This window comes from Plantactinospora mayteni, from assembly GCF_016862935.1.
Taxonomy (GTDB): Bacteria; Actinomycetota; Actinomycetes; order Mycobacteriales; family Micromonosporaceae; genus Plantactinospora; species Plantactinospora mayteni.
The window spans coordinates 320712-346068 of the sequence record NZ_BONX01000007.1; the positions used below are offsets into that span (position 1 = coordinate 320712).

17 protein-coding genes and 1 pseudogene are annotated in these 25357 nt (G+C 70.6%); 13 read left to right on the top strand and 5 right to left on the bottom strand.

Translation table 11 applies throughout. The annotated features are described in order from the left end of the window. Positions 1 to 81 precede the first annotated feature (81 nt). The gene (locus tag Pma05_RS07105) at positions 82 to 1278 is read left to right on the top strand and encodes an ROK family transcriptional regulator (protein ID WP_203856469.1); all 1197 of its coding nucleotides are present in this window, start codon (positions 82 to 84) and stop codon (positions 1276 to 1278) included. Between the two features lie 190 nt (positions 1279 to 1468). Here Pma05_RS07105 and Pma05_RS07110 read toward each other — a convergent pair whose 3' ends face one another. Continuing rightward, on the bottom strand, positions 1469 to 2779 hold the full coding sequence (locus tag Pma05_RS07110; RefSeq protein ID WP_203856470.1) for an enolase C-terminal domain-like protein: 1311 nt from the start codon (positions 2777 to 2779) through the stop codon (positions 1469 to 1471). 152 nt (positions 2780 to 2931) lie between these two features. Here Pma05_RS07110 and Pma05_RS07115 point away from each other — a divergent pair, with 152 nt between their 5' ends. The 4 genes from Pma05_RS07115 to Pma05_RS07130 are packed head-to-tail and all read left to right on the top strand — an operon-like array spanning position 2932 to position 7137. After that, on the top strand, positions 2932 to 4308 hold the full coding sequence (locus Pma05_RS07115) for an ABC transporter substrate-binding protein (RefSeq protein ID WP_203856471.1): 1377 nt from the start codon (positions 2932 to 2934) through the stop codon (positions 4306 to 4308). Then, positions 4305 to 5282, top strand: a complete 978-nt coding sequence (locus Pma05_RS07120; RefSeq protein ID WP_203856472.1) for a carbohydrate ABC transporter permease — start codon at positions 4305 to 4307, stop codon at positions 5280 to 5282. Before Pma05_RS07115 ends, Pma05_RS07120 begins: the two co-directional genes overlap by 4 nt. Further along, positions 5279 to 6181 (top strand): carbohydrate ABC transporter permease, encoded by a 903-nt coding sequence (locus Pma05_RS07125; protein ID WP_203856473.1) that lies wholly within the window; start codon positions 5279 to 5281, stop codon positions 6179 to 6181. The genes Pma05_RS07120 and Pma05_RS07125 overlap by 4 nt, the downstream gene beginning before the upstream one ends. Positions 6182 to 6204: 23 nt before the next feature. Beyond that, positions 6205 to 7137, top strand: coding sequence for an NAD-dependent epimerase/dehydratase family protein (locus Pma05_RS07130; RefSeq protein WP_203856474.1), 933 nt, complete (start codon positions 6205 to 6207; stop codon positions 7135 to 7137). 72 nt (positions 7138 to 7209) lie between these two features. Here the strand turns inward: Pma05_RS07130 and Pma05_RS07135 are convergent, their stop codons facing one another. Further along, positions 7210 to 8334: an acetate/propionate family kinase gene (locus Pma05_RS07135; protein WP_203856475.1), complete on the bottom strand. Its 1125-nt coding sequence runs from the start codon at positions 8332 to 8334 to the stop codon at positions 7210 to 7212. 366 nt (positions 8335 to 8700) lie between these two features. Between Pma05_RS07135 and Pma05_RS42375 the strand changes: the two genes are divergently transcribed. The 5 genes and pseudogenes from Pma05_RS42375 (at position 8701) to Pma05_RS42380 (ending at position 18560) form a co-directional block, all read left to right on the top strand. Further along, complete coding sequence (locus tag Pma05_RS42375; RefSeq protein ID WP_239311827.1) at positions 8701 to 9993, top strand: hypothetical protein; 1293 nt, start codon at positions 8701 to 8703, stop codon at positions 9991 to 9993. Between the two features lie 76 nt (positions 9994 to 10069). After that, on the top strand, positions 10070 to 12550 hold the full coding sequence (locus Pma05_RS07145) for a glycoside hydrolase family 127 protein (protein ID WP_203856476.1): 2481 nt from the start codon (positions 10070 to 10072) through the stop codon (positions 12548 to 12550). A gap of 146 nt (positions 12551 to 12696) precedes the next feature. After that, on the top strand, positions 12697 to 14148 hold the full coding sequence (locus Pma05_RS07150; RefSeq protein ID WP_239311829.1) for a glycoside hydrolase family 43 protein: 1452 nt from the start codon (positions 12697 to 12699) through the stop codon (positions 14146 to 14148). An 88-nt stretch (positions 14149 to 14236) separates the two neighbouring features. Further along, a complete protein-coding gene (locus Pma05_RS07155) occupies positions 14237 to 17560 on the top strand; it encodes a discoidin domain-containing protein (protein ID WP_203856477.1) in 3324 nt (1107 codons plus the stop codon). Positions 17561 to 17697: 137 nt separating this feature from the next. Then, positions 17698 to 18560 (top strand): annotated as a pseudogene (locus Pma05_RS42380) (DUF6055 domain-containing protein). A gap of 131 nt (positions 18561 to 18691) precedes the next feature. Here the strand turns inward: Pma05_RS42380 and Pma05_RS07170 are convergent. After that, positions 18692 to 19885: an RNA-guided endonuclease InsQ/TnpB family protein gene (locus Pma05_RS07170; protein WP_203856480.1), complete on the bottom strand. Its 1194-nt coding sequence runs from the start codon at positions 19883 to 19885 to the stop codon at positions 18692 to 18694. Between the two features lie 134 nt (positions 19886 to 20019). Between Pma05_RS07170 and Pma05_RS07175 the strand changes: the two genes are divergently transcribed. Then, positions 20020 to 20445, top strand: coding sequence for a winged helix-turn-helix transcriptional regulator (locus Pma05_RS07175; RefSeq protein WP_203856481.1), 426 nt, complete (start codon positions 20020 to 20022; stop codon positions 20443 to 20445). 21 nt (positions 20446 to 20466) lie between these two features. Here Pma05_RS07175 and Pma05_RS07180 read toward each other — a convergent pair whose 3' ends face one another. After that, a complete protein-coding gene (locus tag Pma05_RS07180) occupies positions 20467 to 22044 on the bottom strand; it encodes a restriction endonuclease (RefSeq protein ID WP_203856482.1) in 1578 nt (525 codons plus the stop codon). Positions 22045 to 22325: 281 nt separating this feature from the next. Here Pma05_RS07180 and Pma05_RS07185 point away from each other — a divergent pair, with 281 nt between their 5' ends. Beyond that, positions 22326 to 22835, top strand: coding sequence for a hypothetical protein (locus tag Pma05_RS07185; protein WP_203856483.1), 510 nt, complete (start codon positions 22326 to 22328; stop codon positions 22833 to 22835). Positions 22836 to 23028: 193 nt separating this feature from the next. Here Pma05_RS07185 and Pma05_RS07190 read toward each other — a convergent pair whose 3' ends face one another. Beyond that, complete coding sequence (locus tag Pma05_RS07190) at positions 23029 to 23910, bottom strand: YcnI family copper-binding membrane protein (protein WP_203856484.1); 882 nt, start codon at positions 23908 to 23910, stop codon at positions 23029 to 23031. 190 nt (positions 23911 to 24100) lie between these two features. Between Pma05_RS07190 and Pma05_RS07195 the strand changes: the two genes are divergently transcribed. Continuing rightward, complete coding sequence (locus Pma05_RS07195; protein ID WP_203856485.1) at positions 24101 to 25300, top strand: monooxygenase; 1200 nt, start codon at positions 24101 to 24103, stop codon at positions 25298 to 25300. Positions 25301 to 25357 lie beyond the last annotated feature (57 nt).

A 25357-nucleotide genomic window follows, 5' to 3' on the forward strand; every position in this document is an offset into this window, starting at 1 on the left:
CGCCGGGCCGGGCGTGCCGTCCGGCACGATCGACGTCCGGTTACGCTCAAGGCACCCCAGACCCGAGCCGGGAGAACGGGCGTGACGATCGACCAACCGACTGTTCGGCGCGGGACCAACCTTCCCCGGGTGGGCGACTTCAACGAGTCGGTCGTGCTCGACGCGATCCGGCGGGCGCCGGACGGGCTGAGCCGGGTCGAGCTGGCCGCCGCGACCGGGCTGTCGGCGCAGACCGTCTCCAACATCTGCCGCCGGCTGCTCGACCGGGGACTGGTGGTCGAGGCGGGCAAGAAGGGCGGCCGGGTCGGCAAGCCCCGCACCGTGTTGCAGGTGAGCCCGGGCGGCAGCTTCGCGATCGGCGTACACCTCGATCCGGCCGTGGTCACCTACGTGGTGCTCGACCTGGTCGGCGGGGTGGTGCACAGCATGCGGCAGCCGACGCCGCAGGTCGTCGACCAGGCCGAGACGCTGGCCGACATGAGTACCGCGGTGCAACGGCTGGTCGACGAGTCCGGCATTCCCCGCGAGCGGATCCTCGGGCTGGGCGTCGCCGTGCCGGGGCCGATCGACCCGGTGGCCGGCGCGGTGGTCGAGCCGCCGCAGTTGGCGGGCTGGGAGCGGGTGCCGCTGCGGGACCAGTTGTCCCTGGCCACCGGGTGGCCGGTGGTGATGGACAAGGACGTCATCGCGGCGGCCATCGCCGAGCGGTGGGCGGGTGCGGCCGTACACTCCGGGAACTTCCTCTTCTTCTACCTCGGTACCGGCTCCGGGATGGGCGTGGTGGTCAACGACGTCGTGCTGCGTGGAGTCTCCGGAAACGCGGGTGAGATCGGCGGGCTGGACGCCAACTGCACGACGTACGCGCTGGTCGAGGAGGCGATCGAGCGGGGCGTACTGGGCCGGGAGAAGGCGCCGGTCGGGCCCGGCGAGGCGGAGCGCAGCCTGCTCGACCTGGTGGCGCTCGCCGATGCCGGTGACACCAGCGCGCGGAGCATCATCGACGGCTGGGCCCGCCGGGTCGGGCTCGGCGTCAGCGCCGCCGCCACCCTGGTCGACTCGGAACTGATCGTCTTCGGCGGCCCGATCTGGCCGCACCTCGGGCGGCTCTTCCTACCGGTGATCAACCCGATCGTCGCGTCGTCCCCGTTCGTCGGGAAGATGCACGAGACGGCGGTCACCGGTACGGCGCTCGGCGACGACGTGGGCGCGGTCGGCGCCGCCTGCCTGGTACTCGACCAGACCCTGTCGGCCCGCCCCCAGTCCCTGCTCCTCGCCTAGCCCTCGGCCCGCGACCGGTGCTCGCCTAGCGCTCGGGGCGCGACCGGCCCCCGGGCACCACCTCGCCGTACCGCCGGACACACGTCCCGCGACGGGCACGGACACACCTCGGCCGACCGACACCGGACACACCTCGCGCCGACCGGCAACGGACACACCCGGCGCGGTGTCGGTCGGCGGGGCCGCGCCGTCAGGGGCGGTGTGCGCTGCCGTCGGTCGCGCGGAGCAGGGCCCACCGGTCGTGCTCCAGCGGTGCGGTGACCGGGTGACGACGCGCCGCCGCCTCGTCGAAGTCGACGCCCAGGCCCGGCGCGTCCGACGGCGGGAACCGGCCGTCGACCGGCACCGGTGCACCCGGGAAGACCTCCAGCGTCGCGTCCCGGAAGGTCGCCGCCTCCTGGACCCCGAAAGCGGGGGAGGAGATGTCCAGGGCGACGTTCGCGGCCTGTCCGACCGGGCTCACGTCGCCCGGCCCGTGCGGCGCGGTACGCACCCCGAACAGCTCGCAGGCGGCCACCAGCTTGCGGGTCGGGGTCAGCCCGCCGAGCGTGGGGATCCGGATCCGGGCGAAGTCGATCACCCGCTGCTCCAGCAGGGGCAGGTACTGGGTGACCTCCGCGTAGAGTTCGCCGACGGCCAGCGGGGTGCTGCCGGCGGCGCGCAGCCCGGCGAAGTGCGCCGCGTCCTCGGGCGCGAGTGCGTCCTCCAGGAAGTAGAGCCGGGCCTCCTCGACGGCCCGGACGAACTGCCGGGCCTGTGCCGGGGTCAGCCGCTCGTGCACGTCGTGCAGCAGTTCGACGTCGGGGCCGACCCGCTCGCGGATCCGGACCAGTGCCGGCGGGACGTGTCGCAGGTAGGCCAGGCTGTCCCAGGACTCCCGACGCATCCGCCGGTCCGCGGCCTGCCGCTCGTCGGCCAGGGCGGTGCCGTAGGTGTCCGTCCCGGGTACGGCCACCTGCACCCGTACGTGCCGGTAGCCCCGGTCCCGTGCGGCGAGGACCAGCTCCACCACCTGCGCCTCGTCCGCACCGTCGACGTGGGTGTACGCCTCCGCGTGTCCCCGGGCCCGCCCGCCGAGCACCTGGTGCAGGGGGAGACCGGCCACCTTGCCCTTGATGTCCCAGAGCGCGACGTCGATCGAGGCGAGCGCGTTGTTGGCGATCGAGCCGCCGCGCCAGTAGCCGCTGTTGAGCAGCAGCCGGTGCAGGTCCTCGATGTCCGCCGGGTCCCGGCCGAGCAGCATCGGGCCGAGGTAGTCGTCCACGACGGACCGGATGGCGAGGGTGCGCTGCGGGTCGCTGGCGCAGCCGAGGCCGTACAGTCCGGGCTGGTCGGTCTCGACCCGGGTGATCACGTACGGGCAGCCCTGCGGGGCACAGAGGAAGGTGCGTACCCGGGTGACCCGGATGCCGCCCGGAGCGGTCCACGGCGCGGGGGCGAGGACGGGTGCCTCGACGGGTGCCGGGACCGGGGATTCCGCTGGCGGGGGCGGTGGTATCACGGTGCCCTCTCTGGACTCATGACGGGGACTCATCGCGGACCCGACGACGATGTTGACACTATATATCAAATTGATTTACGTTCTGTTTCGTCGGCGCGACCAGCAAGCCCCCTGGACCAGCAACCCCACCCTAGGGATGGAAGAGGCGCAGCGTGAACCGATACCTACCTCGATCAGCCCGCACCTGTCTCGCACTCGCCACGATCCTCGCGCTCACCGGCGCGGTCACCGCCTGCGGCCCGGGCGGGGGCGGTGACTCGTCGAGCGGAGACAACCTGACGATGTGGACCTTCAAGCAGTCGCACGTCGCGGCGCTACAGAAGGCCGCCGAGAGCTTCAAGCAGAAGACCGGCGTCGGAGTGACCGTCGAGGCGATCACCCCGGACGACGCGTTCATCGCCCGGGTCCAGGCCGCCGCGCAGACCCGCAGCCTGCCGGACATCTTCGAGGTGCACACCAACGGCGACGACTTCACCTTCGGTGCCGCCGGCCTGCTGGAGGACCTCACCGAGGAGGCCACCTGGACCGACCGCTACCTGCCGTCGGTCGCGGCCGAGGGGACCGTCACCGAGCGGTACTACAAGCAGTCGCAGGAGAAGGGCGCCAAGAGCGCGGGCATCAAGCTCAACCAGCGGTTCAGCGTACCGCTGACGATCGGCACCTTCGGGATCGTCTACGCCAACAAGGAGCGGCTGACCGCTGCCGGGGTCACCGAGTCGCCGAAGACCTGGGAGGACTTCGTCGCCGCGCTGGAGGCGGTCCGCAGGGCGCGACCCCAGGACGGTGGACTGAGCATCGGCTTCCAGGCGCCGACCACCGGCATGGAGTGGCTGATGCAGCCGATGGCGTACGGCAAGCTGGGCAAGGCCGGGTTCGCCGGGCTCTTCTCCAACGACCCGGCCCGGAACTGGACCTCCGCCAACGGCAGGTCGGTGCTGGAGAGCTACCACCAGGTGACGCCGTACTGGATGCCGGGCACCCAGACGCTGACCATCGACGACGCGGATCTCGCGTTCGCGCAGGGCCGCTCCTCGTTCGTCGTCGGCGGTACGTTCACGCTGGCGTTCCTGTCCCAGAACGGGATGAACCCGGAGAACATCGTGACGTTCCCGGTGCCCTCGCCCCGGGGCGGTACGGTGCCCGAGCTGAGCCTCGCGCCGTTCGCGCTGACCGGACTCTCGGTCTCGGCGACGACGAAGAACAAGGACGGCGCGGTCAAGTGGCTGGAGCACCTGGCCCAGACCGACGTCGCGAGCCAGTTCGCCAAGGACGCCCTGGACGTCCCGCCGGTCAACCTCGGCGACGACCCGACCGGCACCCTCGGCCCGGTGCTCGGCGCGATGATCGGGTCGTTCGGCTCCGGTGTCGAGGCGTACAACCCGGGTGACACGACGCACCAGCCGCCCTCGTACGACGCCGCCGTGGTGGCCCGGTCGCTGATGGAACTCACCCCGTTGAAGAAGGCCGACGTGCCGACCGCCGCCGCCGGGCTCCAGAAGATCATCGACGGCTACTGGGCAGGGAAATGACCACCGACGTACCCACGTCACCCGGTGCGGTCACGGTCAGCCGTGGCCGTACCGGGCGGGGACGCGGCCGGCGGCGCTACCAGCCCCGGGAGGTCGCCTGGGCGTACGCCTTCGTCGCCCCGGCCATCGTGCTCTTCGCCGTGATGGGCGTCTACACGCTCTTCTGGGGACTGCAACTCTCCTTCGTACAGTGGAACGGGCTCACCCCGACCTGGCTCTGGGTCGGCCTGCGCAACTACACCGACCTGCTCTGGGCCAGTCCGGTCTTCTCCCCGCCGGTCCGCGCGGCGGCGCTGAACACCGTCTGGGTGATGATCGCGGCGCCGCTGCTCACCGTCGTGATCTCCTTTCCGCTGGCCCTGGCGCTCAACCGGGCCCGCCGGTTCGTCGGGCTGCTCCGCTCGGTCTACTTCGTCCCCTACATCACCACCGGGATCGCGGTCTACCTGGCCTGGCAGTACGTCCTGGAGCCGAACGGCGCGATCAACACGCTGCTCGGCGCGCTCGGCCTCGGCTCGCTCTCCCAGCCGCAGGGCTGGCTCGGCAATCCCGACACCGCGCTGCCGACGCTCATCGTGATCATGGTCTGGTCCGCCGTACCGGTCGCGACGCTGCTCTACCTGACCGGGTTGCAGACGATCGACCCGGCGCTGACCGAGGCTGCCCAGATCGACGGCGCGAGCTGGTGGCGGGTGAACCTCAGCGTGGTCTGGCCGCTGCTGCGCGGCATCACCGCCGTGATCGTGCTGCTCAACCTGCGTGACGCGCTGCAAGGCTTCCAGATCTTCCTGATCATGACCGACGGCGGTCCGGGCGACCACACCAACGTGCTCGGCCTACAGACCTACCGGCTCGCGTTCCAGTCCGAACTCGCCCCGACGCTGGGGCTGGCCAGCGCGCTGGGCTGGATGCTCTTCGTCGCCGCCGTGCTGGTGGCCTTCGTCCACCTGCGGGTCACCCGGGAGCGGCGATGACGGTCGGTGCCGCGCCGGCCGCGATCGAGGCCACCGCCCGGCCCGCCCCGCCGACCCGAGGGGTACGCCGCTGGCGGGCGCAGGCCGTCGTCGCCCGCACGGTCGTCGGGCTACTGCTTGCCGGGTACGCCATGGTGAGCCTCTACCCGTTCCTCTGGATGGTCTCGGCGGCCTTCAAGACCCCGCAGGAGGTCATCGCGGGCGGTCACCTGATCCCGCGAGACCCGACGCTGAGCACCCTGGTCGACACCTGGAACCGGCTGCACTTCTTCGACTACTTCGTGAACAGTCTCCAGGTGACCGTGGCGACCACCCTCGGCGTCGTGGTGATCTACTCGGCCGCCTCGTACGCCTTCGCCGCGCTGCACTTTCCCGGCCGTACCGCGCTGTACCGGCTCTTCGTCGCGCTGCTCTTCGTGCCCGGCGTGGTCACCCTGCTCCCGATCGTGCTGCTGGAGAACCGGCTGGCGATCCTCGGTACGCACCTCGGTCTGGTCCTGCCGTTCGTCAACGGCACCGCCCCGTTCGCCGTACTGCTGCTGACCAACGCGTTCCGGGCGGTACCGACCGAACTGCGCGACTCGGCCCGGGTGGACGGTGCCGGTGAACTGCGCATCTTCACCCGGGTCTACCTGCCACTGGCCCGCCCCGCGCTGGTCACGATCGCCCTGCTGACCGCGATCCCGACCTGGAACGAGTATCTGCTGACCCGGGTGTCGCTCAACGACCCCGCCACCTACACGCTGCCGATCGCGCTCCAGGCGCTGAAGTCGTCGCAGGTGGTGCAGTACAACTCGCTGATGGCCGGTGCGCTGATCGTGGTCATCCCGGTCGTGATCCTCTTCCTCGCCGCCCAGCGGTACTTCGTGAACGGCCTCACCGGGGCGATCAAGGGCTGACCGGGGAAGTAGGGAGAGCGAACATGTCCCAGCAGGGGATCCGGCACCGGATGCCGGGCGCCGACGCTCCGCGTGGGCGGACCCCAGACGGGTCCGTGGTGCTGGTCACCGGAGCGGCCGGGGTGATCGGCGGAGTCGTCGTGCCGTACCTGGCCGGGTCGGGGTTGCGGGTGGTCGCCGTGGACCGGTCGCCGTTCAGCAGCCCGAAGGCCGAACTGGTGCTGGTCGGCGACGTCCGGGACCGGGCATTCGTCGCGCAGAGCCTGCGCCCGTTCGGCCGGCCGGTCGACGCCGTCGTGCACCTCGCCGCGATCGCCGCACCCGGCCAGGTACCCGAGGACGAGACTCTCGCCCAGAACGTCCAGGGCGCCTACCTCGTACTCGACGGTGCCGGCCGGGCCGGCGTACGGTGCGCGGTCGCGGCGTCCAGCGTCGCCGCGTACGGGTACGCCTGGGCCGGGCGGGACCTGTCCCCGCCGTACGTGCCGGTCGACGAGGCACAGCCGTCGGTGGCGATCGACTCGTACGGGCTGTCGAAGACGATGACCGAGCAGGTCGGCGCGTTCGCCACCCGGCGGTGGGGGATGCCGACGATCCTGCTGCGCTTCCCGTTCGTCGGCGACGGCGACCGGTTGGCGGCCCACCTCGACCGGATCCGCCGGGACGTGGCCGCCAACCGGCGGGAGCTGTGGGCCTGGCTCGACACCCGGGACGCGGCCCGGGCCGTGCACGCCGCCCTGACCTCGGGGCTGACCGGCCACCACGTCTTCAACATCGCCGCGCCGGACACCTCGACAGCGGTGCCGACCGCCGAGCTGCTGGCCCGGTTCCATCCGGATACCCGGCTCCGGGCGCCGCTGGACGGCTTCGACTCGCCGCTGGACAGTTCGGCCGCGCGCCGGCTGCTCGGCTTCGAGACCCGGCACGGCTGGCGGGACGGCGCCGGGAACGACTGAGCCGGGGCGGCGCGACACCGCGAGCACCATCTCCACCACGGGCTCGGGGTGATGCCGACCTCTCCAGGCCGCTCAGCCCAGCGCGGCGAGGGTCTCGGCGGCGACCTGGAGATCCTCCCGGGGCTCGACGACCAGCACCGGCACCCGGGCGTCGGGGGCCGAGACCACCGCGTCGGTCTCCCGGTTGCCGCCCTGCGGCGGCGTGACGCCGAGCAGGCCGAGCCCGGCGCAGACGTCGTGCCGTACCTCGGGCTGGTCCCAGCCGATCTCGCCGGTGAAGACCAGCGCGTCGAGCCGGTCCAGGCTGGTGGCCGCGGCGGCCAGTTCCCGGCGTACCCGGTGGGCGTAGACGTCGAGGGCCAGCGCCGCCAGCGGGTCCTCCGGGGCGGCGGCGACCAGGTCACGGGTGTCGTCGGAGCGGCCACCGGAGAGCCCGAGCAGCCCGGACCGGGAGTTGAGTCCCTCGGACAGCTCGGCCAGGCTGAGCCGGTCGTCTTCGAGCAGCCAGAGCAGCATGCCCGGGTCGACCGCACCGGAGCGCTTCGACATCGGGATGCCGTCCAGCGGGGTGAAACCCATCGAGGTGTCGACGCTGCGGCCGTCCCGGACCGCGCAGACCGAGGCACCGCCGCCGAGGTGCGCCAGCAGGAGCTGGAGTCCGCCGGCCGGCCGGCGGAGCAGCTCGGCGGTACGGCGCAGGGCGTACGCGTACGACAGGCCGTGGAAGCCGTACCGGCGTAGCCCCCAGCGTCGGCGCCACTGTGCGGGTAGCGGGTAGGTGGCGGCGGCGGCCGGCAGGTGGGCGTGGAACGCGGTGTCCGGGCAGAGCACCTGTGGTACCTCGGGAAGCTGCTCCCGGATCCGGTCCAGCAGGTGCAGGGCGGGCGGCAGGTGCAGCGGGGCCAGCGTGCCCAGCCGGTCGAGTGCGGACCGGAGGGCCTCGTCCACCCGGGTCGGGGCGCGGACCAGGTCGCCACCGTGCACCAGCCGATGGCCGACGGCGTCGGGCGGCTGGTGGGCGGCGAGGAAGTCGCGTACCGCCCGATCCGCCTCGGCCGACCCGGGCGGCTCGGTCCGGGCCAGCGCGTCGGTGACCTCGCCCGCCCGGACGTAATCGAGCCGGAGGCTGGCCGAACCCGCGTTGACGGTCAGTACGACCGGCGGGCCGGGTGCGCGCCCGTTCGTCCCGGTCGCCATCCGCGCCTCCTCCGCCCGTCCCCGTCGGACCTGTCCCGTCCGCGCGTTCCATCGTCCGCCGGCTTCCGTCGGCGACGCTGGGGGCCTTACCCGGCCCGTCGGGATCCACGCCCGCCAACCTGCCGCTACGGCCGTTCCGAAAGCGTTTCGAGAACCTTTTCGGAACAACCATGAAGATCAACCGCTGTTCTTCGCGATGGATCGGGCTCAGCGTTACGTCCTCGTAATATGCGCAACACCTTGCCGAAAACCTTTTCGTACGCCATCGTGTGCTGAACGCCGAAACCCACCACCCCGCCGATCCTCCGGCGGACCCGGCGCCAAGAAATTGATCATCATCAATCACTTGAGCGAAGGAGGAGTCCGATGAGGCGATGGTGGCCGGCCCTCGCGCCGTTGCTGGCGCTGGGCCTGGTGTTCACCGGGATGGGAGTGGCGAAGGCCGCCCCCGGGGACAACCTGGCCTGGACCGCGACCGCGAGCGCGTCCTACACCTCACCCTGGGAGAGCGTCGCGGCGATCCGCGACGGCATCGACCCGACCACCTCGAACGACACCCAGAACCCGCGCTGGGGCACCTGGCCCAACACGGGCGAGCAGTGGGTGCTGCTCACCTGGACCTCGCCGCAGACCATCCGGGCTGCCGAGGTCTACTTCTTCGACGACAACGGCGGAGTACGCCTGCCGGCCTCCTGGCGGGTGCAGAGCTGGAACGGCAGCGGCTACGTCGACGTCGCCGGAGCCAGCGGCTACCCGATCGCGGCCAACCGCTACAACCTGGTCACCTTCAACGCGGTCAGCACCACCCAGTTGCGGGTGCTGATGCAGAGCGGGACGGCCTCGGTCGGCCTGCTGGAGGTCAAGGCGCACGCCCAGCCGCCCGGCCCCACCCCGCCGACCACGCCACCGTCCACCGGCTGGAACCCGCCGTCCAACCTGGTCACCGCGCTGGACGAGGTCTGGCGGCACCAGGAGCAGACCTACAACAACGGCAACCTGTACGCCTTCCGCAACTACGGCTGGGATCAGCTCTTCGCCAACCGGGGCTACATCAACTACTGCGTCCGCTGGGACTCCTCGGCCAACGTCACCGCCGCCCAGCGCGACCAGATCCACGCCTCGCTGGCCCGGCAGTACAAGAAGTGGATGGACGTGATGGTCGGGCACAACGCGTTCCCGTACACCGACGTGCCGATCCGGGTCGTCGGCTGGGCGGTACGCAACCGGTCCCAGCTCCAGTGGTCGGACACCTCGGTCGACATCTACGTGGGCGACATCCGGGAGAACGCGCCACAGTGTGCGGCGCCGTGCGGCCGGTTCTTCAACCAGAACGGCCAGTACCCGAACTGTCCCGGCGGGGCATCCCGGCACTACGACCAGTCGCTCTGGCTGACCGACGGCTTCGGCGGCGGTGCCGGCGGTGACTGGGGTCAACGGATGGGCCGCGAGTACTTCATGAACAGCATCAACGCGGAGAACATGACCATCCTGCTGCACGAGATCGGCCATACCTACGGGTTGGACGACTTCTACGACTGGACGCCGACCGGCGTGAGCGGCTTCATCATGAAGGCCGGCAGCGCCAGCTCGATCACCGAGTTCGACCGCTGGATGTTCCGGGACTGGTGGCGGCACCTGAAGAACCGCTACGGCTACTGACCTGGTCGCTCGAACCCACATCCGGGGTCGCCCGGCCACGTCGCCGGGCGACCCCCGCCCCCGGAGGTGACCACCCATGCCCCAACCTGCCCTGTCCCGCCGATCCCTGTTGCAGACCGGCGCCGCCGTCGCGGTCGGCACCGCCGTCGCCGGCACCCTGCCCGCCGCGCCGGCCGCCGCGGCCCGGACCGACATCGGGGTCTCCGCGTATGCCTTTCCGCTGACCGCGGTCACCCTGCTGGCCGGGCCGTTCCAGGCGAACGCCGGCCGTACCCAGTCCTATCTGAACTTCATCGACGCCGACCGGCTGCTGCACACCTTCCGGCTCAACTACGGGCTCTCCTCCTCGGCGACCGCCTGCGGAGGCTGGGAGTCGCCGACCACCGAACTGCGCGGCCACTCCACCGGGCACGTGCTGACCGCGCTGGCCCAGGCGTACGCGAACACCGGGCAGGCGGCGTTCAAGACCAAGGGCGACTATCTGGTGGCGCAGTTGGCGATCTGCCAGAACCGGGCCAGCACGGCCGGCTACAACACCGGCTACCTGTCGGCGTACCCGGAGAGCTTCATCGACCGGGTGGAGGCCCGGCAGCAGGTCTGGGCGCCGTACTACACGCTGCACAAGATCATGGCCGGGCTGCTCGACATGCACCTGCTGGCCGGCAACGCCCAGGCGCTCGACGTGCTGACCCGGATGGCGGCCTGGGTGAAGTTCCGCAACGACCGGCTGAGCCAGACCCAGCGGCAGAACATGCTGGACACCGAGTTCGGCGGGATGAACGAGGTATTGACCAACCTCTACCAGCTCACCGAGAACCCGGACCACCTGACCACGGCCCGCTACTTCGACCACGCGGAGATCTTCGACCCGCTGGCCGCGAACACCGACGCGCTGAACAACTACCACGCGAACACCCAGATCCCGAAGATCCTCGGCGCGATCCGCGAATACCACGCCACCGGCACCACGCGATATCGCGACATCGCAGTCAACTTCTGGGACATCGTGGTCAACCGGCACAGCTACGCGATCGGCGGCAACTCCAACGGGGAGTACTTCAAGGCGCCGAACCGGATCGCCAGCGAGCTGTCGGACAGCACCTGCGAGTGCTGCAACACCTACAACATGCTGAAGCTGACCCGGCAGCTCTTCTTCACCAACCCGAGTCGGCTGGACTATCTCGACTACTACGAGCGGGCGCTCTGGAACCACCTGATCGGTGCGCAGAACCCCAGCTCGTCGCATGGCTTCCACTGCTACTACGTGCCGCTGCGGGCCGGCGGGACCAAGACGTACAGCAACGACTACAGCAACTTCACCTGCTGCCACGGCACCGGGATGGAGACCCACACCAAGCTCGTCGACAGCATCTACTTCCACAACGGCGACATCCTCTACGTCAACCTCTTCGCCGCCTCCCGGCTGGTCTGGCCGGGGCGGGGGATCACGGTGCAGCAGGACACCACGTTCCCGGAGTCGTCGACCAGCCGGCTCACCGTCACCGGCTCCGGCGCGATCGACCTGCGGATCCGGATCCCCGGCTGGGCCACCGGCGCCGAGGTACGGCTGAACGGCACGGTGCAGTCCGGGGTCACATCCGGCAGCTTCGCCCGGATCAACCGGACCTGGGCCTCCGGCGACGTGGTCGAGATCAGCCTGCCGATGGCGCTGACCCGGGAGGCCACCCCGGACAACAGCACGGTGCAGGCGGTCAAGCACGGGCCGATCGTGCTCGCCGGGGCGTACGGCAGCACCAACCTCTCGGCGCTGCCGACGCTGAACCCGGCCACCATCACGCCGACCTCGACCCCGATGCAGTACACCGCGACGGCCAGCACCGGCACCGTGACCCTGCTGCCGTTCTACAAGATGCACGGGCAGCGCTACACGGTCTACTGGACGGTGACCGGGGCGCCGCCGGCCCCGTTCGTCGCGCACTACCGGTTCGACGAGACCGCCGGCACCAGCGCCGCCGACGCCACCGGCAACGGCAAGACCGGCACCCTGACCGGCGGCGCCGGCTGGACCAGCGGCCGGACCGGCAACGCGGTCAACCTCAACGGCACCAGCGCGCACGTCAGCCTGCCGGCCGGGCTGCTCGCCGGCGCCACCGCGTTCACCGTGGCGACCTGGGTACGCCGGACCGCCGCCACGGCCTGGGCGCGGGTCTTCGACTTCGGCACCGGGACCGGGGCGTACCTCTTCCTCACCCCGCAGAGCAGCGCCGGGACGATCCGGTTCGCCATCACCAGCGGGGGAGCCGGGTCGGAACAGCAGATCAACGGGCCGGCGGCGATCCCGGTCAACACCTGGACGCACGTCGCGGTCACCCAGACCGGCAACACCGGGGTGCTCTACGTGAACGGCGTCGAGGTGGCCCGGAACACCGCCATGACCACCCGGCCCTCCGCGCTCGGCTCGACCACCAACAACTGGGTGGGCCGGTCGCAGTACTCCGGCGACCCCTACCTGACCGGCGCGGTGGACGGCTTCCGGGTCTACGCCCGGGCGCTGAGCGCGGCCGAGATCGCAGACCTGAACTCGACCGGTCTGTGACCACTCTTCGTTCCGCCTGACCACCGCTCCCACACCGAACAGGAGAGCAGACAGTGGACCTTTCTCAACCTGAACCGGGCGGCGTGTGCGCCCCGACTTCCGCCTGCGGCCACCACAGACCGCAAGGGGAGGTTGAGAAAGGTTCAGTGCGCAGCAGGCGATGGTTCCGGGTCGCGGCCGGCGGGGTCGCCGGACTGCTGGCCGGTGTCGGCCTGGCGATCCCGGCCGGACCGGCCTCGGCGGCGAACCCGATCATCACCAGCATCTACACCGCCGACCCGGCGCCGCTGGTGGTCGGCAACACCATGTACATCTACGCCGGGCGGGACGAGGCGCCGACCGGGGACAACAACTTCCGGATGCGGGAGTGGCACGTCCTCTCCTCGACCGACGCCAACACCTGGACGCACCATGGCGCCCGGGCCTCGATCGCCACCTTCCCATGGGCCGGTGCGGACGCCTGGGCCAGCGAGGTCGAGCCGCGCAACGGCAAGTACTACTGGTACACCTCGGTCAACGGCCGGGGCGCCGGCTGGATGGACATCGGGGTCGCGGTCGGGGACAGCCCGCTCGGCCCGTTCACCGACGCCAAGGGCGGGCCGCTGATCAGCGACAGCACCCCGAACTCCTCCGGGCTGAACATCGACCCGACCGTCTTCGTCGACGACGACGGGCAGGCGTACATCTACTGGGGCGGTTACTGGGGTGCCCGGGCGGCCCGGCTGAAGTCGAACATGATCGAGCTGGACGGCCCGGTGGTCACCCCGAGCGGGCTGAGCAACTTCTGGGAGGCCCCGTGGATGTTCAAGCGCAACGGCCTCTACTACATGATGTACGCCGCCAACGACACCAACGGCTGCGTCACCTCGTCCAGCTACGCCTGCCAGCGGTATGCCACCGCCACCAACCCGATGGGGCCGTGGACGCACCGGGGCATCGTGCTCGGCCAGGTCTCCTCGACCACCAACCACGCCGGAGTGGTGGAGCTGAACGGGCAGTGGTACATGGTCTACCACACCGCCAACGCCCCCGGTGGCGGTAACTTCCGCCGCTCGGTGGCGGTCGACCGGCTCTACTTCAACGCCGACGGCACGATGCAGCGGGTGGTGCAGACCAGCACCGGCCCCGGCCCTGGTCCCGGCCCCGGTCCGGGCGGTCCACCGGCCGGTACCAACCTGGCCACCTCGGCGACCGCCTCCACCTCGTACGTCTCGGCCTGGGAGAGCATCGCGGCGCTGAACAACGGCGGCGTACCGGCGAACTCGGCCGACAAGAGCAACCTGGCGTACGGCAACTGGCCCGAGCAGGGCACCCAGTGGGTCGAGTACACCTGGCCGTCGGCCCGGACGCTGAACCGGATCGCGACCTACTGGTTCGACGACGACCAGGGCATCGACCTGCCCGCCTCCTGCCAGGTGCAGTACTGGACCGGCAGCGCGTACGCCAACGTGCCCGGCCAGTCGAGCTGCGGGGTGGCCGGCAACACCTACAACGTCACCACCTTCAACTCCGTGAACACCACCCGGCTGCGGCTGAACATCACCTCCCGGTCCGGCTTCTCCACCGGCCTGCTGGAGTGGCTCGCCTACCAGCCCTGACGACCCCGGTCTGTCGCGGGGCAGACCCCCTCCGCCCCGCGACGGGCCGGTCCATCCCCCACCACCGAACCCCCTTGGAGGTGACCCGATGCGTTTCGCCCCGGGTAGGAAGCGGAGAGCCTGGGCCGCCGGGCTCGCGGTCGTGCTGGCCACCGGTGCCCTGGTGGCGCCCGGTACGCCGGCCACGGCCGCGCAGACCATCGGCTTTCCCACGTTCTCCGGACCGGCTGTCCCGGCCCCGCCGGTCGGCTACAGCACCGGCAACACGATGCAGGCGATCTACGACGCCGAGAGCGGCGGCACCGACTTCTGGATGGACCGGCTGCTCGCCCGGCCGGGCAACGACCCGGCCGGTACCTGGCTGATGACCCGGGGCCGGGGCATGTTCATGTACACCCACAACCCGTCGGTGATCGGCTTCGGCGGCAACGCCGCCTACTGGGACAACATCAGCAGCCAGGCCGCGTACACGGTCGCGGTCACCCCGGGCACCTTCACCGAGCAGGTCTCCAGCCGGTGGCAGTCGCCGAGCCACTGGCGGGGCGTCTACACCAGCGGTTCCGTCCGGGTCGAGGTGTCGAAGTTCATCACCGCGCAGAACGTCGCGGTGACCAACCTGAACGTGGTGAACACCGGCTCCGGCTCGGCCACCGTGCAACTGCGGGCCACCTCGCCGTACGCCGCCTCGGGCAGCGGCAGCGAGCTGACCGGTACCCGGGCGGTGAAGAACGGGCTGACCACGCTCTATCCCCGGCTGTCGGGAGACGGGTTCACGGTCAGTTCCGGCGGGCTGGACCGGTCGGTGACGCTGGCCGCCGGGCAGTCGCTCAGCACGAAGGTGCAGCTCGGGTTCGTCGCCAACGAGATTCCGGAGTCGCTGACCGAGTACAACGCCTATCGCGGTTACACCCCGGCGACGGCGTTCGCCACGCACGTGCGGGCGTACAACCGGTGGTGGGCGGAGAACATCCCGTACATCGACGTGCCGGACGCGGCGATCAAGAAGAACGTCTACTACCGCTGGTGGCTGATGCGCTTCAACTATCTCGACGTGGACATCCCCGGCCAGGACTTCCAGTTCCCGACCTCGGTCGAGGGGGCGCTCGGCTACAACAACGCGATCGTACTGACCCAGCCGATGCACATCGACGACCTGAAGTACCTGCGCAACCCGATCTACTCGTACGGGCCGTGGACCTCGATCGGGCAGGTCTCCCGGAACGGCCGGTTCATGGACAACCCCGGTGACCCGGAGAACTGGTCGAACTCCTACACCCAGTACGTCTCCGAGGCGGCCTGGCGCAGCTACCAGATCCACGGTGGGCAGCCGGCGATCGCGGCGAACCTGGCCCGCTATGCCGAGCAGGACGTCAAGGGGCAGCTCGCCACCTACGACACCAACAACAACGGCGTGATCGAGTACGACTGGGGCGCGATGACCGGCAACGACGCCGACGCGGTGTCGTTCCACTGGCGTGCCGGCAACCTGGACCGGGCCGAGGGGGCGTACGTCTGGAGCAACGCGATGGCGGCGGTGCAGGCGTACACGCTGCTCGGCAACACGGCCAAGGCGAACGAGATGCAGACGATCGCCGACCGGATCCGGAACGGCATCATCAACACGCTGTGGAATCCGTCCCGGCAACTGCTGGAGCACAAGCACGTCTCGACGAACACGCACGTACCGTGGAAGGAGATCAACAACTACTACCCGTACTCGGTCGGGCTGATGCCGAACACCGACCAGTACCGGCAGGCGTTGCGGCTCTACGACGACCCGGCGGAGTACCCGATCTTCCCGTTCTTCACCGCCAACCAGCGCGACAAGGCCGCGGCGGCCGCCGCCGGCCAGCCGGGCAGCAACAACTTCTCCACCATCAACTCGACCGTGCAGTTCCGGCTCTACTCCTCGGTGTTGCGCAACTATCCCAACCAGTGGATGACGGCGGAGAACTACAAGCAGCTCCTCTACTGGAACGCCTGGGCGCAGTACATCGGCGGCAACACCCAGTGGCCGGACGCGAACGAGTTCTGGGCGGACTGGAGCGGGTCGAGCCGGACGATCAACTACCGGTCCTGGATCCACCACAACATCCTGGGCAGCAGCAACTGGACGGTGGTCGAGGACGTCGCCGGGCTCCGGCCGCGCACCGACAACACCATCGAGCTGTCCCCGATCAACATCAACTGGTCGCACTTCGCCGTGAACAACCTGCGGTACCGCAACATGGACCTCAGCGTGGTCTGGGACGACCCGGCCGACGGGGTGACCAGGTATTCCGGCGTCCCGCAGGGCTACTCGGTCTATCTCAACGGCACCCGGGCGTTCACCGTGGACCGGCTGACCCGGGTGCTCTACAACCCGGCGACCGGCGCGGTCACCCTGCCGGCCGGCGGCACGACCAACTTCAGCACCGCCGTCTCCGGGCTGCAACTGCCGCAGCAGGTGGTGCAGAACAGCACCCGGATGGTGGACCTCTTCGCCAAGGCCGGCGCCGACCTCACCTCGACCACGCCGAACCTGGCGTCGGGGTCGACGGCGACCGCCTCGTACACCGCGTCGGGCACCTCCACCGGGGCGGCGATCGACGGCTTCCCGATCAACGAACCGATCTGGGGCGCCTACGGCTCACCGAACGCCACCGACTCCTACGAGCTGAACTTCGGCCAGGCCCGGGCGGTCGACGAGGTACGGCTGTGGTTCCGCAACGACCGGGCGACGAACCGGTACCGGCCACCGGCCTCGTACAACGTGCAGTACTGGAACGGCAGCGCCTGGGTGAACGCGGCCTCCCAGGCGAAGTCCCCGGGCACGCCGCAGTCCAACTACAACCGGGTCACCTTCACTGCGGTCAGCACCCAGCGGCTGCGGGTGCAGTTCACCCACGCCTCCGGCTCGGCGAAGACCGGGCTGACCGAGATCAAGGTCTACAACCGGGGCGGCACCAACCCGGATCCCGATCCCGATCCCGACCCCGAGCCGGGTGGCAACGTGGCGGGGGCGGCGACGCCGTCCGCGTCGTACACCTCCGCCTGGGAGAGCGTGGCGGCGATCAACGACGGGATCGACCCGCCGAGTTCCAACGACACCGTCAACCCGCGCTGGGGCACCTGGCCGAACACCGGCGCGCAGTGGGCCGAGCTGACCTGGCCGACCAGCCGCACGCTGAACGCCGCCGAGGTCTACTTCTTCGACGACAACGGCGGGGTACGCGTACCGGCCTCCTGGAAGCTCCAGTACTGGACCGGCAGCGCGTACGCCGACGTGCCCGGGGCCAGCGGCTATCCGATCGCGGTCAACCAGTACAACCGGGCGACCTTCCCCAACGTCGGCACCACCCGGTTGCGGGTGGCGCTGACCAGCGGCCAGGGCTCGGTGGGGCTGTTGGAGGTGAAGGCGTTCAGCCCCTGAGTCCGGCCGCCCCCGAACCGACCCCGCACAGGGCCGTCCGGATGCTCGCCCGGGGCGTCCGGACGGCCCGCGGGGGCGGGGCGCTCCCCACCAACACTGGAAAGTTGCAGTACATCAAGGACCGGGACGGGCTGGCGATGTTCAACCGGATCTGGAACGAGGCCCGCAACACCGAACACCCGCTGGAGGTGTACCGGCGGATCACCGGGATCAGCCAGGCCGAACTGAACCGCCGGGTGGGCGAGTACGCCCAGCACAACGTCACCTGGGACTACTCGAACCGGGCCGACTTCATGCCCTTCGTCAACCGGCTGTACCCGTTCGTCACCGCGTACAACGGGGTGGCGGTGGAGGCGGTCAACGCTGCCGCCGGGCACTTCCGGATCTCCGACGCGGTGACCCCGTCCGACTACGGGTACAACAAGATCAAGCTGGTGCCGGCCTCGGACGGCGCGCTGATCCGGCTCCGGCTGCGCGGACACGTCAACTCGGCCGCCCAGTCCGGCTGGACCTTCGGCTTCGTCGCGGTCCGCAACGGCGCCCCCGGTACGGCCCGCTGCTCACCAGCACCGACGGCCAACTCACCTTCCAGACCCAGCCGGGGGAGCGCAAGGTCTACCTGGTGGTGACCGGCACCCCGGGCGTGGTGCACAAGTACGCCTTCCTGGACGGGTGTCCCAAGAACTACCGCTACCCGTACCAGTTCCGGCTGACCGGCGCGACGCCGTCCGGCTTCGAGCCCGGCTACGTCCGGCCGGCGGCGCCGGGCGGCGGACGCTGGCACAGCAACGGCGGTGGCTGGGTCGACAGCCGGGCCACCGTCGCGGCCGGCGCCTACGTCGGCCCCCGCGCCGCCGTCTACGGCCGCTCCACCGTCAACGGCAACGCCCGGATCGAGGACCTGGCCTGGGTCAACGAGGGCGCCACGGTCGGCGGCAACGCGATCGTCCGGCAGAGCGCCCTGGTCCAGACCGGGGTCAACCTGGCGATCACCGGCTGACCGCCGGCCGCTACCAGCCCGACCCCTGGTGCCGGCCGCCGATCCGCGCGGCCGGCACCAGGGCGGGTAAGCCGGGGTACGAGTTTGTCGGCCGGTCCAGCCCATGTGACCATTGCCCAAGGAGGCGCACCTTAACGCTTCCCCACGGTTGAGAGCCGGGGAACTTCTGGCTCGGACCGCACGAGAGCACCGTCGCGGAAGGAGGTGATCGCATGTCTCACGTCGTCGGCACCAGCACGGCCGCGTTCTGCCGTGGCGAGGATCGTCCTCGCGGCGTTCCGGTCCCGACCCGCGGTGTACCCGCAGGTGTCGCACCGGAAGACTCTGACACCCAGCCCGAGACGGTGCTTGGCTCTCGTACCGCACTGCGAGCAGGTCATCGTGGTGTAGGCGGGCGGTACCAACACCACCTTCCGGCCCGCCCGCATGCCACGATCGATCAACTCCCGCTTCGCCGCACCGATCGCCGCATCAGCGGCCTTGCGCGCCATCCGGGATCTGGTCAGGAATGTGGGTTGGAAGTCCTCGACGGCGATCGTCGCGTGGTTGTCGATGATCTTCTTCGCCCAGACGCGGGCGTCGTGGGTGTTCTGCCGGGCCGCCTTCTTCGCGACCTTCGCCGCCTGGCGTTTGGCCCGCAGGTAGCCGTTCGACGGCGTGACGTTCTTCGCCCTGCGACGCCGGGCCATCCGGCGCTGCGCCCTGGCCAGTTCGGCGGCGCACCGTTTCCGGTGGCCGAGGTACGGCAGGTCGTAGGTCGCATCCGTCGTTGTCGCGGTCGTCGTGACACCCCAGTCGACACCGATCGCACCCTCAACGTCGGGCGCGGGCGGGGTCTCGCGACGGACGACGAAGGAGGCGTACCAGTGCCCGATCGTGTCCTGGTAGACGCGGACGCTGGTTGGGGCGGAGGACAGCTCGCGGGACCAGACAACGGGAATGGCAACACCGCCGGGCAGCCGCAGCCGGCGGTCGCGGATCGAGAACCCGCGCACCGTGTATTCGAGGCTGGGCAGAGTATCCTTCCGTCGCTTCGGTCTCGGCCGGCCGCGTCCCTTCACCTTGAAGGAGTGCTGGAGAGCGAGGGCGTAGGTACGCAGCGTCTGCTGTTGGGCGACCTGGGACCCGTCACGGAGCCACGACGAGCGGGCCCGCGCCTCGGTCAGCAGCTTCGACAGCTTGCCGAAGGTGGGTTTACGGCCGGTCTTGTACTGGTGGACGGCCTCGTTCCACAGCCAACGGCACCGGCCCCACTCGGCCAACAGCGCGGCCCGCGCGGTCGCGCCGGGACGCAACCGGTAGGTGTACCGCACCGTCTCGTCCACACCTGGAAGCATCCCAGCCGCATCCGACAGTTCCGCCCACCCGGAGGAGTCGACGCCATGCCGACAACCAACACCACGCCTGACCGCCCGTTCCGCCCCATGGCTGAAGCCAGGGACTTCTCGGGCGGCTCTTGATGCACGAGCCGGACGCGGAGGCCGGCCCTAAGCCGGACGCCGACAGGGGGCGTGCGGCCTGTTCCGGTGACCACGTCCGGGCCTGCACCGTTCGCGAGGTCCTGGACCGGGTGGGCGGGAAGTGGAGCATCGGGATCATCATCGAGGCGAGCCGGGGACCGATCCGCTTCACCGAACTGGAACGCTCGGTCGAGGGGATCAGCCGACGGATGCTCACCCTCACCCTGCGCAACCTGGAACGCGACGGACTACTGGTCCGGACCACCTATCCCACCGTCCCGCCCCGAGTCGAGTACGTCGCCACCGAGATGGCCCGGGAACTCTACGACTCGCTGCTCGTGCTGACCGGCTGGGCGGAACGGCACCGGCAGGCGATCGCCGCCGCCCGGGAGGCGTACGACCGCCGCAGCGCCGGCACGGACTGATTCCGTTCGGCCGGCGGGTCGTCAGCGCTCGTTCGGGTCGATCCGGGCGCGTACCTCGGCGTGCTCGGCGAGCAGGTGCAGCAGGTTGGAGCCGTCGATCAGCTCCAGCGGCTTGCCGGAGGCGAACTCGAACGAGTCCGGGCCGTAGCCGCTGGTCGTCACGAGGATGCCCTTGGTCGCCCCCTCGCCCAGCACCGTGCCGAAGAGGTCCCGCACCGCCGAGACGTCCATGGTGCCCCGATCCCGGCGGGCCTGGATCACCACCTTGCCGCCGAAGATCGGGCGGGGGTCGAACGCCACGCAGTCGATGCCGCCGTCCGGCGCCGTCCGGGTGGTCCGGGTCTCCAGGCCGAGCTTGCCGAAGAGGTTCCGGATCAGGTCCTCGAACTCGGTCCGGCTCAACTTGTGCAGGTTCGGGCGCTGGTCCAGGTCGGCCAGTACGTCCACCTCGTCGACGAAGCGCTTGTCGACCACGTCGAACTCCAGCACCGGGTGTACCGCGACCAGCTCCTCGGGCCGGGGCGACTGGGTGGCCCGGAGGTGCCGCAGGCAGGCCGCCGGATCGACCTTGGCCAGGTTGATCGCGACGAAGGGGTCCCGGCTGGTCCGCAGGGTCACCAGGCAGGGCCGGACCGCCTGCCCTGTACCCGGGTGCGTGGTCTCGACGATGCCGTTGAAGACGATCGTCTCCACCAGCCGGGTACGGTCGGCCTCGAAGAGCTCGTGCACGGTACGCAGCGCCACCTGGGTGATCAGGTCGGCGTACCGCTCCCGGATCTCGTCCGCCGAGCGGGGCACTGTCTGCACCTCGTCGCCGGCCTTGACGTAGCGGTATTCCCGGACCTTCGGCACCACCGCGACGGTCGGCAGCAGGTATTCCACAACGATCAGCCGGGAGTCCGGGACGTAGGCGAGCCGGTAGCGCTGCGGAAAGTCCTCCGGATAGACCGAGTTGCCGAGCACCAGGCCGAAGTATTTCACCACGGCGTTCGGTTCGGCGGCGGCCAGTGCGGTGCCGAACCTGTCGATCTCGGTGTTGTGGCTGGCGACCTCGGCGTCGAGCTGCTGGCAGTGCTGGTCGTACTTGCGCCGTGCCTGGGCGAGCCGCTGCTGCCGGGCCGTCTCGCCGGCCGCGTGCTTGGCCTTGGCCTTCTCGAACGCCTGCTCCGCCTCGGTCAGCAACTGCTGGTAGCGGGCCTCGCCGCCGAACATCTTGCCGAGCGCGTTCGGTTCGGGCGGCGCGAACCGTCGCCAGTCCGGCGCCCGCAGCGGCGTGCCCAGCTCACCCGGCTTGAACTCCGGGTAACTGGCCGCCTTCTTCAGCCGCTCCAGGTCGATGTGGTCGTCGATGGCCAGGGTGGTCTGGAGCAGGTTGTCCAGCTCGTCCAACTGGGACTGGAGGCTGGCGTTGGCGGACCTGACCCGGGCGGTCCGGGCCTCGACGTAGAGCCGCCGGCGCTCCCGCTCGTCCGCCTCCGCCGCCCGCTCGGCGGCCCGCCGGGCATGCTCGGCCTCCCAGAGCATCTGCTGGTGCTGTTGGTACGGGGTGGTCGATGCCCGTTGCCGTGCGTGCACCTGTTGCGCGTGCGCCCGCTGCATCTGCCCCATGATGCCCATGTACGTCCCCGATCAGCGTCCAGCACCGTCCACCAATGGGTGACCGGTGGCGTCCCGTCCCCCCGAGCTGACGTCCCTTCCTCCCGGCATGCCGTCGACCGTCATCGCTCGATGCACATTTTGGTCCCAAGACGACGGGTGCGTCCAGCGGGGACCCCAGGGTAGCGTGCGGGGCGAACTGCCGGTCGGGGCCGGAAACGCCGCTGGTGACCGCGGGGGTGGCCGGACTACCGGCCCGGTCGGGCGGTGCTAGGGTGCCCCGGATGACCGACGCAGATGTGCACCTCGCCGCCCAGCCACGCCTCGACACCGTCGTGACGGAGTTCTCCACCGACGCGCGGCGGCTGCGCAGCGACTACGCCGGGATGGCCTGGATCGGCGACCGGCCGGATCCGGAGAGCGGCCAGTTGGGGCCCGACTACCGGCAGCGGACCGTGGACTCGCAGCTCTTCCTGCCCGACACCCACTGGTATGACGTGGACGGGCTCGACGACGTCGAGGTGCAGGTCAGCGCGGGTCTGCTCCAGGTGGCCAGCACCGCGCTGCGGACCCAGGGCCTGGTCGGGGTCGTCGCCGAGCCGGTGGTCGAGTTCTTCGAGCATCCCGAGGGGCTCCCGGGGGTGGGGCTCTGCCTCGGCCTGCGCGGCCAGATCTTCTCCAACCTCGGCGTCTCCTACAGGGTGACCGTGATCTGCGCCCCCGAGGCCGTACTCCGGCGCGGCGAGACCGCCCACCCCGACGAGCAGGCCGAGGAGACCGACACCACCGACTGAGCCGGCCGCCACCGCCGGCCCGCACGACTGCGGGCCGGCCCGAGTGACTCGGCAGGCCCGAGTGCGGCCCGCGTGACTCGGCAGGCCCCGCGTGACTTGGCCGGCCCACCCGCTCGGTCAACCCGCGTGCTCGGTCAACCCGCGCCCCGTGTGCTCGGTCAACCCGCGTGTTCGGCCAGCCCGGCGGCAGGGCTCACTCGCGAAGCCGCCAGGCGCGTCCACCGCTCGTCGCCCGCTCGCCGGACGCCGCGTTCGAGGCCGCTGCCGGTTCGGCGGGCGTGTCGGACCCCGGCTCCGCCGAGGAGGCGTCACCGTCCGACCCGTTCGACGGGGTGTCCGCCCGGTCGGTGCCGGTGGCCGCCGACCGGGGGCGGCGGAGGTACAGCCAGGCGGCGACGGTCAGTCCGAGGATCAGCCCGACGACCAGGCCGGTGGTCAGCGAGCCGATGCCCTGGTCCGCGTCGTCCGCCGCCGCGTCGCTGTTCGGCGGCTCCGCGCCGGGCGCCGCCGGAGCGGTCGGGCCGGGCGCGGCGGCCGGCGGGGCCAGGGTCAGCACCGGAGCCGGGAAGTCCGGCTGCGGCACCTCGGCCGAGGGCGGCTGGTTCCAGTTCGTCACGTGGCCGTCCGAGTACGTCTGCACCACCGCGAAGGTCATCTGGTCGGTCTGCGGCATCGGGCCGAGCGAGACGACCAACTCGGCCGGGCCGCTGCCCGCCGGAGGCGCACCAGCCCGGGTCCAGACGATGCTGCCGACCACCTCGGTGACCTGCCCGTGGTGGATCCCGCCGAGCGTCTGGTCGACCTTCCGCATGGTCATCCGGGGCGCCCACTGCGGGTCCGACATCGGGTACGTCTCCGCGACCGGAGCCGACTCCGGCATCAGCAGCTCCACCTTGGTGGTGTACGCCGGTGCCCGGTCCTCGGTGACCCGGAAGGTCAGCTTCGCCGCGTCACCCTGTACGGCCTGCCCCGGCGTCACGGTCACGTCGGCGGTCGCGGCCCCGGCACCGAGGGTGGTACCCGCGATGGTGGCGGTGACCAGGGCGACGACCCAGCACATTGCCCTGCGACGCACAGCGAAGTCCTTTCGTCCGGCCGATACTCCTGTAGTTCGGCTGTCGAGCGAAAAAGGTTCAACCAACGGGCCGGTATGTTACGCCGCCCGCTCGGCGTGTCTTCGCCCGTCGGTCGCGAGTTATCCTTGAAAGCGACGATTGTCGCGGATAGTTACCGGTCGCCCGGATCCTGCCTGGAGGTCCGACGTTATGAAGAACGTGCATCCACGCGTACGCCCACTCGCCATCGTGGCCGCCTCGGTGGCTGCCGTCCTCCTCACCACCTCCTGTGGAGCCGACCCGGACGCCGACCCGGCGCCAGCGGCGGCCTCCGCCTCCGCCTCCGCCGGCACGCACGGCGGACTGCACGGCACGGTCGACGTCCCACCGGCCGCGCCGCTGCGCTCCGGGGAGCGGTTCGTCAACCTGAACATGGCGCAGCCGTACCGGCCGTCGGCGCCGAACGGCGGCACCGACGAATACCGGTGCTTCCTGGTCGATCCCGGGTTGACCGAGTCCGCGTTCCTGACCGGCAGCCAGTTCCTGCCGCAGAACGGCGACATGGTGCACCACGCCATCTTCTTCCGGCTCGACCCGGCGGAGGTGGCGCCGGCCCGCAAACTCGACGCGGAGACCCCCGGCGACGGCTGGACCTGCTTCGGAAACGCCGGGGTCGGCGACGCGGCCTGGGTGGCGCACTGGGCGCCCGGCGTGAACGAGACACTGCTCGCACCCGGCCTCGGCTATCCGATGCCGCCGGGTGCCCAACTGGTGATGCAGGTGCACTACAACCTGATGGACGTCCGGCCCGGCACCGACACCGACCAGTCCGGCATCCGGCTGCGCCTCGTCGGCGGCTCCGAGGAGGTGAAGCCGCTCTCCACCGTGCTGCTGCCGGCCCCGGTCGAGCTGCCCTGCGCAGCCAACGAGCGTGGCGAACTCTGCCAGCGCGAGGCGGCGGTCCGGGACGTGCAGCACCGGTTCGGCGCCGAGGCCGGTGCGCAGGCGGGGCAGCTCAACCAGCTCTGCAACCAGGGGCGTGCGCCGGCCGCCGGCAGCACCCAGCGCTGCGACTACCAGGTCAGAAGGGCCGGTGTGGTGCAGGCGGTCGCCGGCCACATGCACCTGCTGGGCAGCGCGATCAAGATCGAACTCAACCCCGGCACCCCGAAGGCGCGTACGCTGCTCGACATCCCGACGTACAACTTCGACGAGCAGGCCAACCGGCCGCTGCCGCAACCGGTCGCGGTCAAGCCCGGCGACGTCTACCGCGTCACCTGCACCCACGACGTGACGCTGCGGCAGCGCCTGCCCCAACTGCGCAACCTGCCGCCCCGCTACGTCGTCTGGGGCGAGGGCACCAGCGACGAGATGTGCCTCGGCATCGTCGTCATGTCCCGGCCTGCCTGACCCTGCTCCGGTCCCGCCGGACGGTGCTCCGGCGGGACCCCTGTGGCCCGGCGACGG

Bases quoted from the DNA above. Each gene is read 5' to 3' on its own strand.
- Pma05_RS07120 (WP_203856472.1), top strand. From the start codon at position 4,305: ATGACCACCGACGTACCCACGTCACCCGGTGCGGTCACGGTCAGCCGT.
- Pma05_RS07195 (WP_203856485.1), top strand. From the start codon at position 24,101: ATGAAGAACGTGCATCCACGCGTACGCCCACTCGCCATCGTGGCCGCC.
- Pma05_RS07175 (WP_203856481.1), top strand. From the start codon at position 20,020: ATGCACGAGCCGGACGCGGAGGCCGGCCCTAAGCCGGACGCCGACAGG.
- Pma05_RS42375 (WP_239311827.1), top strand. From the start codon at position 8,701: ATGAGGCGATGGTGGCCGGCCCTCGCGCCGTTGCTGGCGCTGGGCCTG.
- Pma05_RS07135 (WP_203856475.1), bottom strand. From the start codon at position 8,334: ATGGCGACCGGGACGAACGGGCGCGCACCCGGCCCGCCGGTCGTACTG.
- Pma05_RS07130 (WP_203856474.1), top strand. From the start codon at position 6,205: ATGTCCCAGCAGGGGATCCGGCACCGGATGCCGGGCGCCGACGCTCCG.
- Pma05_RS07145 (WP_203856476.1), top strand. From the start codon at position 10,070: ATGCCCCAACCTGCCCTGTCCCGCCGATCCCTGTTGCAGACCGGCGCC.
- Pma05_RS07185 (WP_203856483.1), top strand. From the start codon at position 22,326: ATGACCGACGCAGATGTGCACCTCGCCGCCCAGCCACGCCTCGACACC.
- Pma05_RS07180 (WP_203856482.1), bottom strand. From the start codon at position 22,044: ATGCAGCGGGCGCACGCGCAACAGGTGCACGCACGGCAACGGGCATCG.
- Pma05_RS07125 (WP_203856473.1), top strand. From the start codon at position 5,279: ATGACGGTCGGTGCCGCGCCGGCCGCGATCGAGGCCACCGCCCGGCCC.
- Pma05_RS07155 (WP_203856477.1), top strand. From the start codon at position 14,237: ATGCGTTTCGCCCCGGGTAGGAAGCGGAGAGCCTGGGCCGCCGGGCTC.